This window comes from Nonlabens sp., assembly GCF_965660805.1.
GTDB lineage: Bacteria > Bacteroidota > Bacteroidia > Flavobacteriales > Flavobacteriaceae > Nonlabens.
The window spans coordinates 20353-39453 of sequence record NZ_CBFIBE010000014.1 but is presented as its reverse complement, the minus strand read 5'-3'; the positions used below and the strand labels follow the sequence as shown (position 1 = coordinate 39453).

17 protein-coding genes and 1 tRNA gene are annotated in these 19101 nt (G+C 35.6%); 5 read left to right on the top strand and 13 right to left on the bottom strand.

What is annotated here, in order from left to right:
* Nucleotides 1-64: 64 nt before the first annotated feature.
* Nucleotides 65-304: a hypothetical protein gene (locus ACTF48_RS05440; protein WP_438962130.1), complete on the bottom strand. Its 240-nt coding sequence runs from the start codon at nt 302-304 to the stop codon at nt 65-67.
* Nucleotides 297-791, bottom strand: a complete 495-nt coding sequence (gene purE, locus ACTF48_RS05435; protein WP_438962129.1) for a 5-(carboxyamino)imidazole ribonucleotide mutase — start codon at nt 789-791, stop codon at nt 297-299. The genes ACTF48_RS05440 and purE overlap by 8 nt, the downstream gene beginning before the upstream one ends.
* Before the next feature lie 167 nt (nt 792-958).
* On the opposite strand from purE, the gene msrB (ACTF48_RS05430) reads away from it, so the two are divergent.
* Together msrB (ACTF48_RS05430) and msrB (ACTF48_RS05425) are read left to right on the top strand one after the other, a co-directional pair.
* Complete coding sequence (gene msrB, locus ACTF48_RS05430; protein WP_438962128.1) at nt 959-1471, top strand: peptide-methionine (R)-S-oxide reductase MsrB; 513 nt, start codon at nt 959-961, stop codon at nt 1469-1471.
* A gap of 40 nt (nt 1472-1511) precedes the next feature.
* The gene (gene msrB / locus ACTF48_RS05425; protein ID WP_438962127.1) at nt 1512-1898 is read left to right on the top strand and encodes a peptide-methionine (R)-S-oxide reductase MsrB; all 387 of its coding nucleotides are present in this window, start codon (nt 1512-1514) and stop codon (nt 1896-1898) included.
* Here the strand turns inward: msrB (ACTF48_RS05425) and ACTF48_RS05420 are convergent.
* The 9 genes from ACTF48_RS05420 to ACTF48_RS05380 all read right to left on the bottom strand — a co-directional run bounded on the left by ACTF48_RS05420 (nt 1895) and on the right by ACTF48_RS05380 (nt 11169).
* Complete coding sequence (locus tag ACTF48_RS05420; RefSeq protein ID WP_438962126.1) at nt 1895-2650, bottom strand: hypothetical protein; 756 nt, start codon at nt 2648-2650, stop codon at nt 1895-1897. The genes msrB (ACTF48_RS05425) and ACTF48_RS05420 overlap by 4 nt on opposite strands.
* Nucleotides 2610-3239 (bottom strand): hypothetical protein, encoded by a 630-nt coding sequence (locus tag ACTF48_RS05415; protein ID WP_438962125.1) that lies wholly within the window; start codon nt 3237-3239, stop codon nt 2610-2612. Before ACTF48_RS05415 ends, ACTF48_RS05420 begins: the two co-directional genes overlap by 41 nt.
* A gap of 109 nt (nt 3240-3348) precedes the next feature.
* Nucleotides 3349-4482: a DEAD/DEAH box helicase gene (locus ACTF48_RS05410; RefSeq protein ID WP_438962124.1), complete on the bottom strand. Its 1134-nt coding sequence runs from the start codon at nt 4480-4482 to the stop codon at nt 3349-3351.
* 147 nt (nt 4483-4629) lie between these two features.
* On the bottom strand, nt 4630-5469 hold the full coding sequence (locus ACTF48_RS05405; protein ID WP_438962123.1) for an OmpA family protein: 840 nt from the start codon (nt 5467-5469) through the stop codon (nt 4630-4632).
* A gap of 131 nt (nt 5470-5600) precedes the next feature.
* The gene (locus tag ACTF48_RS05400; RefSeq protein WP_438962122.1) at nt 5601-6344 is read right to left on the bottom strand and encodes a LytR/AlgR family response regulator transcription factor; all 744 of its coding nucleotides are present in this window, start codon (nt 6342-6344) and stop codon (nt 5601-5603) included.
* Nucleotides 6341-7144: a sensor histidine kinase gene (locus ACTF48_RS05395; protein ID WP_438962121.1), complete on the bottom strand. Its 804-nt coding sequence runs from the start codon at nt 7142-7144 to the stop codon at nt 6341-6343. Before ACTF48_RS05395 ends, ACTF48_RS05400 begins: the two co-directional genes overlap by 4 nt.
* Before the next feature lie 626 nt (nt 7145-7770).
* A complete protein-coding gene (locus ACTF48_RS05390) occupies nt 7771-8301 on the bottom strand; it encodes a hypothetical protein (protein ID WP_438962120.1) in 531 nt (176 codons plus the stop codon).
* 104 nt (nt 8302-8405) lie between these two features.
* Nucleotides 8406-9401 carry a hypothetical protein gene (locus ACTF48_RS05385; RefSeq protein WP_438962119.1) on the bottom strand — a complete coding sequence of 332 codons (996 nt, stop codon included), beginning with the start codon at nt 9399-9401 and terminating at the stop codon, nt 8406-8408.
* 55 nt (nt 9402-9456) lie between these two features.
* On the bottom strand, nt 9457-11169 hold the full coding sequence (locus ACTF48_RS05380; RefSeq protein WP_438962118.1) for an OmpA family protein: 1713 nt from the start codon (nt 11167-11169) through the stop codon (nt 9457-9459).
* Nucleotides 11170-11468: 299 nt separating this feature from the next.
* Between ACTF48_RS05380 and htpG the strand changes: the two genes are divergently transcribed.
* The 3 genes from htpG (at nt 11469) to ACTF48_RS05365 (ending at nt 16750) form a co-directional block, all read left to right on the top strand.
* The gene (gene htpG, locus ACTF48_RS05375) at nt 11469-13361 is read left to right on the top strand and encodes a molecular chaperone HtpG (RefSeq protein WP_438962117.1); all 1893 of its coding nucleotides are present in this window, start codon (nt 11469-11471) and stop codon (nt 13359-13361) included.
* Between the two features lie 416 nt (nt 13362-13777).
* Nucleotides 13778-15328 (top strand): replicative DNA helicase, encoded by a 1551-nt coding sequence (dnaB, locus tag ACTF48_RS05370; protein WP_438962116.1) that lies wholly within the window; start codon nt 13778-13780, stop codon nt 15326-15328.
* Nucleotides 15329-15490: 162 nt separating this feature from the next.
* On the top strand, nt 15491-16750 hold the full coding sequence (locus tag ACTF48_RS05365) for an asparagine synthetase B (RefSeq protein WP_438962142.1): 1260 nt from the start codon (nt 15491-15493) through the stop codon (nt 16748-16750).
* 325 nt (nt 16751-17075) lie between these two features.
* Here the strand turns inward: ACTF48_RS05365 and ACTF48_RS05360 are convergent.
* Together ACTF48_RS05360 and ACTF48_RS05355 are read right to left on the bottom strand one after the other, a co-directional pair.
* A tRNA-Arg gene (locus tag ACTF48_RS05360) sits at nt 17076-17152 on the bottom strand.
* A 90-nt stretch (nt 17153-17242) separates the two neighbouring features.
* Nucleotides 17243-19066 (bottom strand): mucoidy inhibitor MuiA family protein, encoded by a 1824-nt coding sequence (locus ACTF48_RS05355; RefSeq protein ID WP_438962115.1) that lies wholly within the window; start codon nt 19064-19066, stop codon nt 17243-17245.
* Nucleotides 19067-19101: the final 35 nt, after the last annotated feature.

Here is a 19101-nt window from a genome sequence, read left to right as displayed (position 1 = left end):
GGTAAAATTAATCTTGAAAAGGTAATTAGTTCTAATTATATTGTTAAACTTTTTAATTAAAAAGCTAAACAAAAAAGTAACCATAGCCGCCTAAGGCAACCATAAGAATACTGTGTATAAGTCCTAGATAATTGTAACGAGATGTTACAAACTGCCTATTAATGATGATGGACATTAAAAAATGAATACCACCAGCGGTAAGGAATTGCCATTGTGGCGTGTATTTATCAATTCCTAAAGTAATGAGCCAAAGGACAGTTATAAGAATTATAGCAATAGAGAAGATTTGAAACGGCTTACTCATTATGACGCATCTCTAGAGCTGCTTGAGTCACTTTTTCCCGGAGACTGTCTTTATAAGAAATAATGCGCTCGCGTACCTCTTCTTGTGTTGCGCCTATGATTTGTGCAGCAAGAATTCCAGCGTTTTTTGCACCATTAAGCGCAACAGTTGCTACAGGAACACCACCAGGCATTTGTAAAATAGATAAAACACTGTCCCATCCATCTATAGAGTTGCTAGATTTTACAGGAACTCCTATCACTGGTAAAGGCGATAAACTCGCAACCATTCCAGGTAAATGTGCCGCTCCACCAGCACCAGCGATGATGACTGCGATCCCTTTTTTATGAGCGTTTTTACCAAATTCAAACATCTTTTCAGGTGTGCGGTGAGCACTCACCACATCTACTTCAGTTATTATATTTAATTCCTTAAGGATATCTATGGCGTCTTGCATTACGGGCAAGTCGCTTGTAGAACCCATTATAATTGCTACCTTTTTATTCATGGCTTAAAAGTAAATATTTTGAGCGTAATCGAGGTTTAAAAATCTGTTTTTTACATTCTTATTTGTTCACAATATTGCAATGATTCTCTAGTTTTAACGACCTAATACTTAACAAATTTTAATAATGTACAGCAATAAAACGCTGTAACTTTACCTAAAAGAAATTTATGAAATACCTAATAAGTAGTATAGCCTTAATAACTCTTATAAGTTGTAAAAACGCAACTACCGAGTATGCTCAAAATGATATTCAAGAAAAAGTATATCAAGTCACTAAGAGTGATGCACAGTGGAGACAGGAACTAACTGCAGCAGAGTATAATGTCTTGCGCAGATCGGGAACAGAGCGACCACACACGAGTCCACTAGATAAAAACTATGATGCTGGGACATTAATTTGTGCAGGTTGTAACGCGCCTTTATATGATAACGCAAATAAATTTGATTCAGGAACGGGCTGGCCTAGTTATGACCGTGAGATAGAAGGTCAAGTGGAGCGTGATGTAGATTATAACATAGGATATGCTCGTACTGAGTTAAAATGTAATACTTGCGGTGGTCACTTAGGACATGAATTTAATGATGGACCACGCCATACCACAGGAAAACGCCATTGTATTAATGGAGTTGCCCTTGATTTTATTCCAGCAGGTCAGGAACTTCCTGCTTTAAATAAATAGTTTTTTAGCTTTCGCGAAAGCGTATTTAAAACAACATTTCATGATAGAAAAAACAGAAGCCGAGTGGAAAAAAGAACTCACTCCAGAGCAATATAGAATTTTAAGAGAAAAAGGAACCGAGCGACCATTTTCTGGCGAATACAACACGCACTATGAAGACGGAACATATAGCTGTGCTGCTTGTGGAAATGAGTTGTACAAGTCTGCCACAAAATTTGATAGCGGTTGTGGATGGCCATCTTTTGATGATGAAATAGAAGGAGCCATTATGAGAAAACGAGACACCACTCATGGCATGATCCGTAGCGAAATTATGTGCGCTAACTGTGGCAGTCACTTAGGTCATGTCTTTAACGATGGTCCTACAGCGACTGGAATAAGACACTGTGTGAATAGTGTGAGTATAGAGTTTAAGAAAGGTTCTTAATTTTCTATTTCGAGATCAGAAACTAGCTTTACTAGTCTTTGTCTTTGAGGAATTTTAGTTTCAGGATAATTCCAATATTTTAAAACTAAAATTCTTTCTTTTCTGATATGATCAAGTTCTTGTAGACTTAATCTTCCAAGATTTTTATTGAAGTTAAGAACAGAAAGGCTATCCATATATTTGATATAAGATTGAATAAATGTATTCAGTACCGTTTTACTGATTTCTTCATGGGCTTTTTTATCTCTATCAAAGCTTAATTCGGTTCTTTTTTTATAAGAATAAATCTCTTTCTTGTCTGAAATTATTTGGTCTGTTATGCTTAATAGTTCTAAAGAATCAGTTACTATTTCTTCTTCTAATAAGATTTTATGATTGCTGTTAATCAGAATTTGAACAACATTCTTTACCCCACAGTATATAGAATTCTCACAAGGTTGTTGTAATCTTGCTGCGATAGTTAAACTATCAATCTTAATATTAAAATCTTTGAATGTTTCACAACCGTTAGGAAGTATTTTTCGGTTTAATTCGTCAAAAAACAAGGAATCAGGTTGATCAAATTTTATTTCTAAAGTTGGGACACTATTGGGATGACTCAACAGGTAACTTTTATGATCAAATGGAGTATTGGCTTGAACGATTGGACCGTTTTCTTTTTTACAAGAATAGAAACATAGCACTAAACAAATTAAAATGTAAAAACTGTTTTTACTCATATGCTGGAAAGAATAAAGTGATTTGCTTCTCATTTTTAAGTTTTTGCAACTGATCTCTATGCAACTCTCTTAACGGCTTTTTATATTTAGCAATGCTTAATTCTTCCATGCACTTTAAATAAGCGTTAATCATTTTATTAAAAATTGTTCTAACGATTTCATTATTTGTTTTTGAGTGATGAATAATGGAAATTAAATGATTATTATCCCTATTTGAACTAAAATTTAAATAAAAAACTTCATCCATTTCTTCTATGGAATAAAGGGATGAGTTATACAATATTTCATTTCTAAAATTAACTATTAATTCTGTAGAATTAAATTGTCCAATTGGAATTTTATCATGTTTGAAATCCCACAACTCTGAACCAATTACGTATCCATAGATCTCAGCGTTAAAATCATAGATGGGTAAATCGAAAATTGCGAAAGCCTGACTGATTTTTGCTGGTGTTTTTTCATAGTCAAAATCTTCTAGTCGAATACTAATTACACCTTCATTATTCTTCAATAAATAAGCTTTATAATCAAAGGTTACTTCTTCTGGAAGATTAGTTTCAATAGAGTCTTTACATGAAATAAAAACAGGAAGGAAAAGAGAAAGTAGCAATAGTTTTTTCATACTAACAAGTCATCAAGTTTTATGCCTTTTAATATTTAAAACTTAAACTTAAACTTAAACTTAAACTTAAAACTGCAACTGCGATTGAAAACTTAAAAAAGACAGCCTGCTACTTAGAATTCCACTCAGGTAAATCCTCAGTCCAGACTTTTATTTTCATTTTCTTTTGAATGACGCGCCAGTGGTGTGCTTCTTCTGGACTTATGAAGGTAATGGCTTCTCCTTTATTCTCTGCACGACCAGTTCTTCCTATACGGTGTACAAAATCTTTAGGAGATCGTGGTAATTCATAGTTTACCACAAAAGGTAAGAACTCGATGTCTATACCTCGAGCGAGCAAGTCGGTAGAAACAAGTGCTGTTAATTCTCCTGTTTTGAATTCTGTTAAAGCTGAGTTCCTCGCGCCTTGACTTTTTTTACTATGAATCGCTTTAGAGGCGATACCGTTTTTCTTGAGTTTATCATTCACATGGTCCACTTGATAGGTGGAGGAACAGAAAATCAAGACTTGAGTCATCTCTTTTTCTTTCATGAGATGTCTTAACAAGGCTCCTTTTTTATTTTCGTTGACGCGATAACCTAGTTGTTTGATTAAAGAAATATCTTCTTCCTTTTCTTCAACTGATGCTGTTACTGGATTATGGAGCAATACTCCTTGTAATTCATTAATATCATCACTTAACGTGGCAGAGAATAATAAGTTCTGTCTTTTACTGGGTAATAGTTTTAGAATTTGCTCCAGTTCTTTTTTAAAACCTTTAGTAAGCATTTTATCAGCTTCATCCAGCACAAGAGCTTTTACTTGATTTAAATGAACTGCGTTTGACTCTATGAGTTCTAGTAATCTTCCTGGAGTTGCGATGAGAATATCCACATTATTCATCTTCCTCATTTGCGGATTAATGGAGGTTCCTCCATAAACGGCCATGGTAATTAATGGCTGTGCTAGTGTTTTAGAAAACGGAATAAATACATCACTTACCTGTGCAGCAAGTTCACGTGTGGGAACGAGTACTAGTGCTGTAATATGTCTGTTTTTTGATTCAGTTCCTTCCAGTCGTTGCAACAGCGGTAGGGCATAGGCCATGGTTTTTCCTGAACCTGTTTTTGCGATTCCTAGGAGATCTTTTCCAGCCAAAACATGGGGCATGGCTAGTTTTTGAATAGGAGTAGGATGAGAGAAATGATGTTCTCGTAGTGCAAATAATAATTGATTAGATAATCCTAAGGATTCAAAAGACATAGTATGAATTATACGGCAAAGATAGTTTGTTTTTTAGGTCTGAGGAATCAATTATTATGGGTCATTACTAAAAGCAATAGCGATGAAGTACTCAGTCATTTTCAAAGTGAGAAGTTTTTTATGTGATGTTCATTTTGGAATATGCAGTCAATTTTGTTTTTTCTTTTCAACCACTTCTTCTCTAATTCCAGTAATATGAATCTCAACTCTACGGTCATAATAATCTCCTTTTCCTGTTTTAAAATTAGATTGCTTGCCTACCGTGGTTAATCGGTCAGCAGCGACGCCATATTTAACCATAAGTTGCTTGACTTGATCTGCTCTGGCTTGAGATAAATTCCATAGACCTGTGTCCATATCTCTACCATAAATGCCAGGTGCTAAGCAGCAAATGTGCCCTTGAATTTCAATTTCATATTTTTTGTGCAGTAATAAGGAATTTATAATGGAATCCATTACGGGAAAGGAAGATGGTCTTAACTTGTGTCTACCTGGATAGAAAATAACATTGTTGAACACGAGTTTATCACCTATTTTCAGTGAATCCTTAAAAATATCATAGCTGGCGGCACCAGTTAAAGTGTCTGTTGAAACCGCTGAAATTTCAGGGATAGGTAGCTTTCTCTCATAGGTGATTTCTAGATCTACACGTCTGTTGTTTTTACGTTGTTGATTGATGTTTTTTAAGTTTACTAATGGGACTTCACCTATCGCGACCTCACTAAATGTACTGTAATTGTATTGAGGTTTTAAGTAATCAATAATGGACCAGATGCGTCTGGATGCTAGTGTTTTATTGTATGAAATAGATCCACGATCATCACAGTAACCTGTTAGAAAAATATTAGTGATCGATGTTACCGAATCTAGGGCTAGGGCTTGATCAATACTAGCTTTTGATTCTAGCGATAAAATGAATTGATCTGTCTCAAAATAGACGCTTGTTTTCTTAGTCGTTGTTTGAGCAGCAATGCTGATGGAAATCAATAAGATGATGTAAGTAAAGCTTTTCACATTTTTAAAAACGATTGTTTTGGTTAAAACGTACATTTCCATCATAGAAATTTGATGTGGTTAATTACGCTTTCGCGAAAGCGTAACTACTAAAACTCTTGTCGCTAACTACGAAATCGAGCTAAGAATTCTGCTCGTTTTGCTCTAGCTACTGGTACAGCAATATTTCCTTCTAGCACGACATATCCATCATTTAAATATTTAGTAATATGCATAGTGTTTATCACATAAGATTTATGAATGTGACAAAAATCTGGATGAGTGAGTAGCTTTTTAAAATGCCCTATACTGTGAGAACTTAATATAGGCTTTTGATCTAAAAAATGGATTTTTGTGTATCCATCCACGCCTTCACAATGAGTAATGGTTTTTACTTCTACAAACTCGAGCCCGTCTGTAGAAGGAATAACGATTTTCTTTTTCTGGAAGTTTTCTTGACTTATGTTTTCTAGTAATTGCTTGTTTTTTAAGAAAGCGTTTTTCTTTTCTATGTTAGTAGTTGCGTTTATGACTGCTTCTACAAGGTCTTCATTATCGACGGGTTTTACTAGGTATCCTATGGCGCATTGTTTAATAGCATCAAGTGCATACTGATCAAAAGCGGTGGCAAATATGATCTCAAACTGTGGATTTTTAAATTGCTCTAGGACGTCAAAACCGCTCATTCCAGGCATGGCTATGTCTATAAACACAAGTTGCGGCTGCAATTCATTTATAATATCAAATGCCATAGAAGGTTTTTCTATAGTTGCGACTATTTCTAGGTCTGGACAGAAACGCTCAATCTTATTTTTAAGTATAGCGATAGCCTTAGGCTCGTCATCTATAAGGACGGTTTTTATGCTCATGAATCTTGTAAATTTAGTATGGTTAGTTCTACCATCGTGCCTGTACCATCGTTCAAATCTGAACGGTCTGTAATCTTATAGTCAATTTCCCAATCGCCACTATCGTTTAAAATTTCAAAACGCTCTTCTATCACATGACTAGAATGTGCACTTGCGATTCCTGTGCTTTTTTTATGAATTGTTTTAGTTCTATTAATACCTATTCCATCATCTTTTATTTGCACTATATATTGATTTTCAATCATTGTTCTTGACAGTTCTATCTCAATAATTCCAGCACTAGTTTTGTGAAATATTCCATGATTCACAGCATTTTCTAGCATAGGTTGCAATAGCATGGTAGGTATACTATGCTGATTAATATCTAGTGATTTATCGATCGTTATTTCGTACGATAATTTATCTTCAAATCGTAGTTTTTCTATTTCTAGATATTTATTAATGAAGCTTATTTCTTCCTCTAGTGTAATGGTTTTAGTACGTGAATAGTCAAAGAACAAACGCATCAATTTTGAAAATTTAGTGAGGTAATCTTCACTTATTTCTACTTCATTACGCTGGATGTAATACTGAATAGCATTCAAACTATTATGAACAAAATGTGGATTCAACTGACTGCGCAGCGCATTAAGTTCAGTAGCGTGTTGTCTTTTTTGCGCTGCCAGTTGATCTTCTAGTTGCTGCTGTAATAGTTGGTTTTTACGGTTGTTGAAGGTTGCAAATATTATTGCCATACCTACCACTACAGCAAATACTGAGATAAAGAATGTGATATATAAAGTGGTAAGATCACTCATCATTTTTTATTAAGGCTAATGCCGTAAGTAAAACTTGAATATAAAATGAAGCTAATAACCCCAAGAACTGAAACGTACATATTGATATTTGCTGCTATTAGCTTTTTGGAGAGTAAAAAGAAAATTGATGCCAGTATTAATTGATACACTAAAATACCTAATGAAATCCAGAATGCAGGTTCTTTATAATAAGTCAACACTTCATTCCTTAACAGCAAAGTTCTAAAGTAAATTATCGTGTTTATGATTAATAGAATTGATATGATAAAATTAGGGAAATGATAGATTTTATATAAGAAAGAAGAGAAAAATGAATTAACGATAAAGGATATTAAAATGACAACTATACTTACGATCAATACATTCTTTTTTCTTGTATATTCATAAAACCAATACATCAGGATTGAATTAGTTATTAGGATGATAATATTATTAAACACTATTATTTTAGACTCAATAGACTTTAGGTAAAATGCTGGTATTTCTAGCATAACGGTGGTAAATAAGAAAAGGACGATCCATCTTTCAGGTTTGTTTTTAATGCTATTCCACCGTAAAATGGAGTAGGCTAGAGCTAATAGCATACTACCGTAAATTAAACATTGTGAAATATCAACAACACCCATTTTTTAAGGGTTTGTTAATTGCTGGCTGCCAGTTGCTACTCCATATGGAGGCATGCCAGTACTGCCGTGATTTAATAAATTTGCACCTTCAATATTGGGGTTTAAAATAGAGTTTTCTGCATTGGATTCATTAAGAGTGCCAGTAGGAGCGAAAACAATAGTAGTGACATCTTTCCCATCTTTATTTTCTATAGCCATATAAGCTCTTAACCCTAAATTAGTATAATCTGTGCCATATGTTTTCTCTAAATCCTTTAAATAACAAATAACATCATCAACTTTAAAGTGAACCTCAGTTGATAGACTTACTTGTTTTATGGCACCTTTATTGTCTTCATAGGTAATTATACCATTGCTAATGGAAGAAGATGAGTTCCTCATCGTTACAAATTCATTGACTTTATTTACACCAATTTCCCGATCCATTTTTCCATAATTATACTCACAGTCTAGATCTGCGCCTAGACCTTTATCACAAGAGCTGATAAGGAGTGTTGTAGCTACAATTGCAAAAATATTTTTTAATTTCTTCATAATTTTTGGTTTTTTGGGTTGTGTTAAAGTTATCTAATTTTATTTTTAAAAAAAGGACCAGCGTAGGAAATTTACTTTATACTACGCTATCCCCTTGAAGATGATTATTCTCTAATCAGGCAGTACTCGTCAAATGCGATAAACATTTTACCAAAATCTGGCAGTGGTAAATGACTATTTGTAATCATAATATGGCTAAATCCAGCTGTAGGCATGGTTAAAGTACTAGTGTCAAATGGTATCGTGACAGTAGTATAACTATTTGTAGATCCAGACGGTACTACCACTTCACCTAAATACACTGAGTTTCCTGTTCCGTATAAATTAAGATTAGAAGGTGTTTGCATACCAGTAGGATTAGGTGGCAAGGTGCCTCCAAAATTAACACCATAGATTCCTATTTTAACTGGATTACTCGAGTTTGTACTCATTACAGCATAATCAAATGTTAAGGAATAGTTTCCCGAGTTAGGTGATATGGAGGCATTTAGTTGATTAAACATTCCTTCTCTGAAACTAGGACTTGAATTATTAGAGTTTTCAATCCACATTCCTGCAAAAACGCCATTTGCAGGTGTAGGAGCAACAAAACTAGAACTACCAAAAGATGTAGTCGTAGCGTCAAATAAGTCTGCCAGGCTACCACTGGCCCATAAAGGTCCCCAGAATGTGGCAAGGTCTATGTCATTATCTATAGTGGAATTAGGATCACCAGTAATGGTTTCAAAATCACCATTTTGCATCAGCCCTTGACATGCTGTAGGTACTATTACGGAATCTTCTATACATTCACAAATATTGCTTACCGTTCCATCATCAACTCCGTCGCCGCTGCTATCACAAGGATCGCCTATGTTTAACATTAGATTAGGGCAATCAAAGGCCTGTTCACTTATACACTCACAAAATTCGTTAACAAGTCCGTCGAGATTTCCATCACCATTACTATCACAAGTATCTCCTATGTTTGCATCTATGATAGGGCAATCCTTCTCATCATCTCCATCATAGCCACAAGCTTCATCTGTATCACAAGCTATCATAGTGGCTATTATTGCTACTATGGTTAGTGTTTTATATATAGTTTTATATGTTTTCATCATTATAAGTTTTAGTTACCAGCGGTATCATTACCGCTGGTTATTTGTAAATATTTTATTGTAGACAGATTACTTTCATTTCTGTTCTTCTGTTCAGTTGATGTTCCACCTCACTACATTCAGTACCATCTGCACAGCGATTTAGTAATTTACTTTCTCCATATCCTACACCTATAACACGATTAGCGTCTATCCCTTGTGATGCGATATAGTCTCTTGCGGCGCTTGCGCGGTTCTGAGAAAGAGTTTTGTTATAATCATTTGAACCTCTAGAATCTGTGTGAGAAGATATTTCTATACGTACACCTGGATTATCTTGCATGAATTGTACAAGACGATTTAATTCAGGTTTAGCGTCTGCTCTTATGTAGTATTCATCTAGATCATAAAGAATATTTTTAAGACCTATGGCCGTTCCACAATCTGCCTCTTCTAGACATACTTCTAGTTTTACAAATAAGGTGGTGTTACGATCGTAAGAAGCCGTAGAAATGGTTTCTGTTTGTGAAAAGTAATTTGCTTTTTTTCCACGTAAGGAGTAAGTAGCCTGTTGTTTTATGTTAAATATAAATTCACCAGCTGTATTTGTTAAGGTGTTTTTCTGTTCTGCAACGTCCATATTATTTAGAATCACAGAGACTCCATTTAATGGTGTGGTGGTATTACATACTACCGCATTTCCTTTTAAAATAAAGTTCAAATCACCATAAATGATTTCTTTTTGGACAGTCTCATTTGCTTTAAACTCATTCTTAACGACTGTGTTGCCTTCTAGATTTACTTCATATAGTTTTCCTTCTATGGTATAATCATCTTTTTTAATATCATTAAAAACGGCAACACCATAGGCATTTGTAGTTGCAGATTGTACGATTTCACCAGCGGTATTCTTAAGGACTACATCAGTATCTGGTAAAATTTCACCAGTATATTTATCCTTAGCGGTTACCGTTAAATTATAGGTATCGCATACTTGACAGCTTTCATCATCATGTTTTTTAAGTTTATAACTTACTCCCGCAAAAATTCCTACTGATGAAATGTCACAGTCACATGGCTCTGATCGCTGTCTGTAAGTACGTTGTGTTAAAATGTTAACATCTTGATCATTGTTAAATTCATGATAACCTGTAGAGATACCGCCTTCATCAGATTCAGTAACGTTAAGATGTCTCATGTAATAAGCGCCTGCATGTACGCCTAATCCATTGTTAAAGAAGTAATTAAAGCGCACTTGTAGTTTATAAGTTAAAGCGCTTCCTATATCATATCCAGCATGAAAATTTAACGGGATATCAGTACTAGTTGCAGTAGAACCTTCATGAGTTAATCTTCCTCCTTTAATTGAGGCTAGTCCTATTCTAGAATTAAATTCAGAGCTGAATTTCCTACTCGGGCTGCGGTATTGAAAATTAGGACCTATACCGTAAAAAAGGCGGCTAATTCCATTTTCTGAGGTGTTAAAGGAAGTAAACGGTGATCCGTCAAAATCGAGCAACCCATCTGTAGGATAAATATTTTCTGGACTGTTACGTATGTAATCTATATCTGCACCTATTCCTATCCAGTTCCAGTAATAGTCTACACTTAATCCTGCCATAATTCCACCATTATAATCTATATAAGGTGTGTTATTATAGTAAGTAGGGAAATCATAACCTATTCTAGGTGAGATTTGTAAGTAATTATCTGTGGCATGATCTACTTGAGCATGTAGTAGGTTTCCTAGTCCTAGGAAAAATACCATTATCATTGATATTCTTTTCATTGGTTTGATCTTTAATTATATTTTCAAATTGTTACAGTACAAATGTGGATATAAGTAAGAGCTTTTTATAGCGTTAACTGACCATCGGTAAGTTTGAATCCATTAACGGTCGTATTGTTTGAATGATAAATTCTGTCAGCTTGTCATATGATCTGTTTTGGTATTTCTTTTGAGTAGCACTGAGAACATATTATAAATAATGCTTTTTGGAATTACGCTTTCGCGAAAGCGTTATCCTAAAAACAGAGCGTGTTTAACACGGTATTTAAACGATATAAAGAATTTAAAAAACAATTAACATGTCACAACAAGGAACCATTAACGTAGCGGTAGAAAATATTTTCCCGCTTATTAAGAAGTTTTTATACAGCGATCACGAGATTTTTCTACGTGAATTAATCTCAAATGCGACAGATGCAACGCTGAAGCTAAAACACCTAGCACGTATAGGTGAAGCGAGTGTGGAACTAGGCGATCAACAAATCGAGATTAAGATCAATAAGGATGCAAAAACACTTCATATCATAGATCAAGGTCTAGGAATGACAGAAGATGAGGTGCAGAAGTATATTAACGAAGTAGCCTTTTCTGGAGCTGAGGAATTTCTAGAAAAATACAAAGACACGGCGCAGGATAGTGGAATTATAGGGCATTTTGGTCTAGGGTTCTACAGTGCATTTATGGTAGCAGATAAGGTGGAGATCCTAACGAAGTCATTTAAGGATGAACCAGCAGTTCACTGGACTTGTGATGGATCACCTAACTATACTATTGAACCAGCAGATAAAGAGGCTTTTGGTACAGAGATTATACTTCATATCAGTGAAGATGAGACAGAATTCCTAGAGGAATCTAGAATACGTGAGCTATTAACTAAGTATAATAAGTTCATGCCTGTGCCTATTAAATTTGGTATGCGTACAGAGACTTTACCTAAGCCAGAAGATGCAAAAGAAGATGATCCAGCACCTACTCAAGAGGTAGATGATATCATTAATAACCCTAATCCAGCCTGGACTAAACAGCCTACAGAATTAGAAGATAAAGATTATAAGGACTTCTACCGCGAGTTGTATCCTATGCAATTTGAAGAGCCTCTATTTAACATACACTTGAATGTAGACTATCCTTTTAATCTTACTGGAATCTTGTATTTCCCTAAGATGACTCAAGATTTAAACGTGCAAAAGGATCGTATCCAGTTATACCAGAATCAAGTATTTGTTACTGATAATGTAGAAGGAATCGTTCCAGAATTCTTAACCATGTTACGTGGTGTGATAGACAGTCCAGACATACCTTTAAATGTATCACGTTCTTATTTACAGGCAGATGGTGCTGTAAAGAAAATCTCAAGCTACATTACACGTAAAGTAGCAGATAAATTAAAGTCGTTATTCAATGAGGACCGTAAAGCTTTTGAAGAAAAGTGGAACGATATTAAAATCGTGATTGAATATGGAATGTTAAGTGAGGAGAAATTCTTTGAAAAAGCAGATAAGTTTACCCTATATCCTACAGTAGATAATGAATACTTTATCTGGGATGAGTTAATAGAGAAGATTAAGCCTACTCAAACAGATAAAGATGATAAAACCGTAATCCTTTATGCTAGTAATAAAGAAGAGCAACATTCTTATATCGCTGCCGCAAAAGCAAAAGGTTATCAAGTTGTACTGCTAGATTCACCTATAGTTTCTCACTTGATGCAAAAGTTAGAAAGCTCTAAAGAGAATATCACTTTTGTAAGAGTAGATGCAGATCATGTAGATAACCTTATTAAAAAGGATGAAGATCAAATCTCTAAATTAACAGATGAAGAGAAAGAATCTTTAAAAGAAGTTATTACTACTACCATTGCAGACTCTAATTATACTGTACAGGTAGAAGCCATGAGTAGTGACGCAGCACCATTTATGATTACACAACCAGAGTTTATGCGACGCATGAAAGAAATGCAAGCTACCGGCGGTGGTGGTGGAATGATGGGCTTCGGTAACATGCCAGATATGTATAATCTAGTAGTTAATGGAAATCACGAGTTAGTACAGGAAATATTTAATACTAAAACAGCTGAAAAAAAGGAACGCTTGATTAAACAATCTGTTGACCTTGCAAAGTTGTCTCAGGGCTTGTTAAAAGGAGAAGCACTTACAGATTTTGTAACCAGAAGCTATGAGTTGATAAAATAGACTCAAATTAGTAATGAGATTTAAGCCGCTCGTTAAAACAGGAGCGGCTTTTTTATGTCTACTATTATTTAGTGAATATCATGACTTGATAAACCGTTTCATTTTTACTTAAGATTATTGCGATAGCTGCCGCTATGCAATTTTTTTTTACAAAACAATTTGAAATTTAAGTTTAAAAATTAGGTTGTTTAGTCACTCTATTTAGGTGCCAGTAAAAGACATCAATTTAAAACTTATTAACGCTAGAACTGATCGCATAATTCTAGGAGCGTTGTTGTCCCTACTTGATATATCATACAATCTAAAAAAAAGGACGGTTATTAACAGGTTATCATTGTAAGAATTAGTTATTTTGTTAACTACTGTAAGACATCGTCACAATTTAAAAACATCTATAAAACATTACTTTTGACTCTATGGAAAAAATTAAATCATTGGCCACTTCTAAAACTGATAACAGCATGGTGATACCTCTAGAAAGAGGGAAAATACCGCCGCAAGCTGTTGATTTAGAAAAGGTTGTTCTAGGTGCGTTAATGATTGATGGTAAAGGAGTAGATGAGGTTATAGATCTTTTAACACCAGAAGTTTTTTACCAGAAGTCGCATCAGTTCATCTTTGATGCGATAGATAAACTCTTTAAAAGCGGTAGTCCAGTGGACTTATTAACCGTTAGTGCTCAGTTGCGCAAGGATGAGAAAATAGAAGCCGCTGGAGGCGACCATTATCTCGTGCAATTATCTCAACTGGTGAGCTCTACTGCACACATAGAATTCCATGCAAGGATTATCCAGCAAAAGTTCATCCAGCGTAGTCTGATTAAACTTTCTACTGAGATCATTTCAGATTCCTATGAGGAATCTACAGATGTTTTTGATTTACTCGATAAAGCAGAGTCTAAACTCTATGAGGTAACTCAAGGAAATATTAGAAAAAGCACAGAGACTGCTATGGATCTGGTAAAACAGGCTAAGCAACGTATCGAGGATATTGCAAACCGTGATGGATTGAGTGGAATCCCGACGGGTTTTACAGATCTAGATCGTTTAACCTCAGGATGGCAGCCTAGTGATTTAATCATTATCGCCGCACGTCCAGGTATGGGAAAAACGGCATTTACACTTTCTATGGCGCGTAATATTGCGGTAGGATCTAATATTCCTGTGGCATTTTTCTCCCTGGAAATGAGTTCAGTACAACTCATTACTCGTTTGATCTCTTCTGAGACTGGATTGAGTAGTGAAAAGTTAAGAACCGGTAAGCTAGAGCCTTTTGAATGGGAGCAATTAAACGTAAAAGTAAAAGACTTAGAACGTGCTCCTATTTTTATTGATGACACGCCATCACTTTCCATATTTGACCTTAGAGCAAAATGTAGAAGACTGGCCTCTCAACACGGTATAAAGTTGATCATGATTGATTACCTGCAATTAATGACCGCTCAAACGGGTAATAAAGGTGGTAATCGAGAACAAGAAATCTCTACAATCTCGCGTAACTTAAAAGCACTTGCAAAAGAATTAAGCGTTCCAGTAATAGCCCTATCACAATTATCTCGTGCAGTAGAGACACGTGGTGGTAGCAAGCGACCATTACTGTCTGACCTGCGTGAATCTGGTGCGATTGAGCAAGATGCAGATATAGTTTCTTTTATCTACAGACCAGAGTACTATAACCTTGAAGAATGGGATGATGATGATCAGAGTCCTACAGCAAATCAGGCAGAGTTTATTGTAGCAAAACACCGTAATGGTGCGACAGATGCGATACGATTGAAATTCCTAGGACAATTCGGTAAATTTGATAACCTCGATGATTTCTCGACACCTTATGAATTTGGTTCTAAAATGAACGCCGCAAATGACGACACCACTAAGCCAGATGCGCTAGATACAAGAAGCTTACCTAGTGCAAAGGAAGCCTTTGGGGATTTTCCAGAAAACCCAGAAGATGAGGTGCCATTCTAGCATGTCGTTAAAGTTTACTCACTTTTTTCTAGAACTACAGTGTTCTTTGCTATCTTAGCACAGGAGCATTATTGTGACTTTTTTTATGATAAAGGTTTTTGTGATTACGCTTTCGCGAAAGCGTGCTGACCCAACTACTTGCTCAGAAATTGAAATTCTATGATGAAGAAATTCTTATTTTATTTGCTGGTTTTACTAGTGTCGCAAAGCATGACGGCACAGTATTTATTTGTGCCTATGGACGCAGAAACGCAAAGTGATCACTTAAAAGCTTATGGAGTTTCTTACTGGGTACTTAGTAAAGGAACAAAGGTGAAATGGTTACTGAATTATCGTGGTGGCTCATTTTTAATGCCTCATGTAGAAGAAATAAAAAAAGAACTGATCGTACGTGGTGTGAGCTATGAAGAAATGACTGAAAGTGAGGTCAACTCTATACTAGCCCTAGTGGCGAGTCCATCACAAAATATGCAAGAAGTACTACTGGAAAAAGCGCCAAAAATAGCCGTTTACACACCTACAGGAAAATTGCCCTGGGATGATGCAGTTACCATGGTACTTACTTATGCAGAGATTCCGTATACTAAGGTTTATGATGAAGAAGTGTTAACAGATCAACTCTTATTATATGACTGGTTGCACTTACATCACGAAGATTTTACGGGCCAGTATGGTAAATTTTACCGCAGCTTTAAAACAGCACCATGGTATATTCAAGAAAAGAAAGAAGCCGAAGAACTGGCTGCTAAGCTAGGATATGATAAGGTAAGTGAGGAAAAACGTGCTGTAGCTCTTAAAATACGTGACTATGTAGTAGGTGGCGGTTTTATGTTTGCAATGTGTAGTGCAACAGACAGTTTTGACATAGCCCTAGCTGCTGAAGGTGTGGATATTTGTGAACCCATGTTTGACGGTGACCCGAGTGATGCCGCTTATCAAACTAAGATTGATTACACAAAAACGTTTGCTTTTACAGACTTTACATTAGAACGCTCGCCTAATGTCTATGAGTTTAGCTCTATAGACATGACTCAAAAACGTGGCATTAAAAAAGAACTGGATTACTTTTCCTTAATGGATTTTTCAGCAAAATGGGATCCTATTCCTACCATGCTTAATCAAAATCACACCAGTCTTGTAAAAGGTTTTATGGGCCAGACTACTAGTTATGATCATAGAGAAGTAAAGAAAAACGTATTAGTACTAGGAGAAAACCGTTCTAACAAAGAAGCAAAATACATACACGGAATACGTGGTAAAGGATTCTTCACATTCTACGGTGGTCACGATCCAGAAGATTACCAGCATAGAGTTGGAGATCCACCTACTGAGCTTAGTCTTCACCCTAATTCCCCAGGCTACAGACTGATTTTAAATAATGTTTTATTTCCAGCTGCGAGAAAGAAAAAACAGAAAACATGATGTGTGTTATATTGCTAGATACCGTTAGCTTTAATAGATGTTGCGCCGTAAACTTCTCTTAAAACAGGTGCGTTGTGAATTTGAATTATCAAGTTTTTAATTCAAAACATCAAAATGAAAAGAAACAACCGGTTAGTTTACTGCAAATAGGAAAATAAAAAAGGGTTTCAATCTCTTGAAACCCTTGCTATACTTCGTGAGCCCAACAGTTGAATCGTCTAACTTTTTAGTTGACTTAAATCATATTTTATCTTATAACTCTCGACTAGTTAAATCTAGCACAAAAAAATATTCCCAAGAATAAAAAAATATTCTTGGGAATAAGTGGTGACCTCGACAGGATTCAAACCTGTAACCTCTTGAGCCGTAATCAAGTGCGCTATTCAGTTGCGCCACGAGGCCAAAATTGCTATGGACTTAGTACCTTAGCGGCTGCAAATATAAAACTTTTAATAATATTACCACAAAACTATGATGGTATTATTTTAATTATTATTCTAAATTAATACGTCGTTTACGAGGATGTTTTACTCGGTACGAGAATCGCTCTTTTCTCTGTTCACCACTCGGTAGAACCATTTGCCAAGTTAGGAGTTGGGTATCTTCTTCCATTTGTGCGCTACCTATTTCAACATTATCCACCTTAATGTCGCTGTTACCGCTTATAGGTAAGCGATCTTGTAATTTAATGCTAACAGGCTTATTGCGATTATTTTTTACGGTAATCTCGTAGTTTTTATATACTATGCGATTACTCCCTAAAAAGGACTTGGCCTTAAAGTCTTTGATATCTTCTCTGCTCACACTTATTTGTGGATCTATACCTAGACCTACAATCAGGTCTTCTTTGATAGTATCTGTATCAAAGTAAGTCTTACCGATGTAAGCATCTTCAAAATACACATTTGCTTCTCCAGGAATTAAGTTTAAGTTTTCCCAATCAGAAAGTGTTGCAGTGAGAAATACATTTTCATTGATTACCGGTGCAGTATAATAGGAGTACGTTGCAGCAACCTTATCATTAGATATTTCTATGTCTGTAGATTCTCCAGTACTTTCGATGGAGTAGCGCTGGGATAGTTTAAAAGTACGAGAAGCGATGTTCTCTTCTACATTATCTACTACTGGTGGAATGTATTCATCAGCCAGTTCAGCTTCTTCGGCATCATATTCAAAGCGGTTTGTAGAACTATTGCTCATAGAGCGATATCCCATTACTACGACCGCATCTAGTGACCCTTCCATAGTAACATTCATAGTAGAAGCATATACAGGTAGCTCTTGTGGATCATAACCAGCAAAACTATAAACTAGCGTTTTTCCATCTTCCACATTAATACTATAATTTCCATCAAAATCACTTGTAGTGGTAATCGAGGTGCCTTTTACCATAATTGTTGCTCCTAAAACAGGTTCTCCACCAGCATCAATTACTTTACCACGCACAGTTTTCACCAACGGGTTGTACCTTTTATTACTTCTGCTCGTTGCTCGGCTAGAATAATTATTTCTTATAAAGCCTAAGCGTTTTGGATTCAGCTGTGGCATATGGTGATCTAGATCAGGATCACCTGTAGAAATATTCAGTTTGACATCTGTCCAATCGGTACCAGTAGCTTGGTAAGCTTGAGCTTTAAAGACTATGTTGATATCTTCATCGGCTCCTTTTGCTATAATATCATAAATAGGAACCCATCCAGCACTGTAAATATTGTAATTAAAGGCAATGTTATAGCTTCTAGTACTTGGAACTACCACCTTAAGAGTAATGAATCCACGATTCTCATTTGCCTCTGGATTCAGTTTTTCTTTTTCAAGCTTTAACTTGTTGAGTCGCTCAGTAGCAGTAACTATTAAATCATTATTTGCATTACGAGATTTAATAATCTCAGTAAAACGTGTTCTGAAATAGGAACCAAATTCTTTAATCTTAGCTAGGCTTAATCCAGTTTCTTTACTATTTAAATTGCGGTTGTTTTCCAGTAGTATATGTTCCTGGTCCAGGCCATTATTGATGGCACGTAAACTTGCGATTTCTTTTTCTATACTATTTATTTGTTGATCTAGAGATTCAACTTTGGCGCTAGTATCTTTTTTTTCTAGTCCCGTTGAACCATAGCTCAGTCCATTAAGACGCAAACCGTCTAAACTTGTAATGTTAATACTGGCCTCATCAACATCTGGTGATAGGTCATTCAATCTTATTTCATGAGTCCCTTTTTCTAGTTGAATCGTCGCGCTACGTTCTAATCGCGCACCTTGTAAGTACAAGGTTACTTCATTAATTTGTGAAGAAGTATGATTCTCTTGACTCATAGAGATCATAGACCAGCAAAGGGTTATAAATAGAA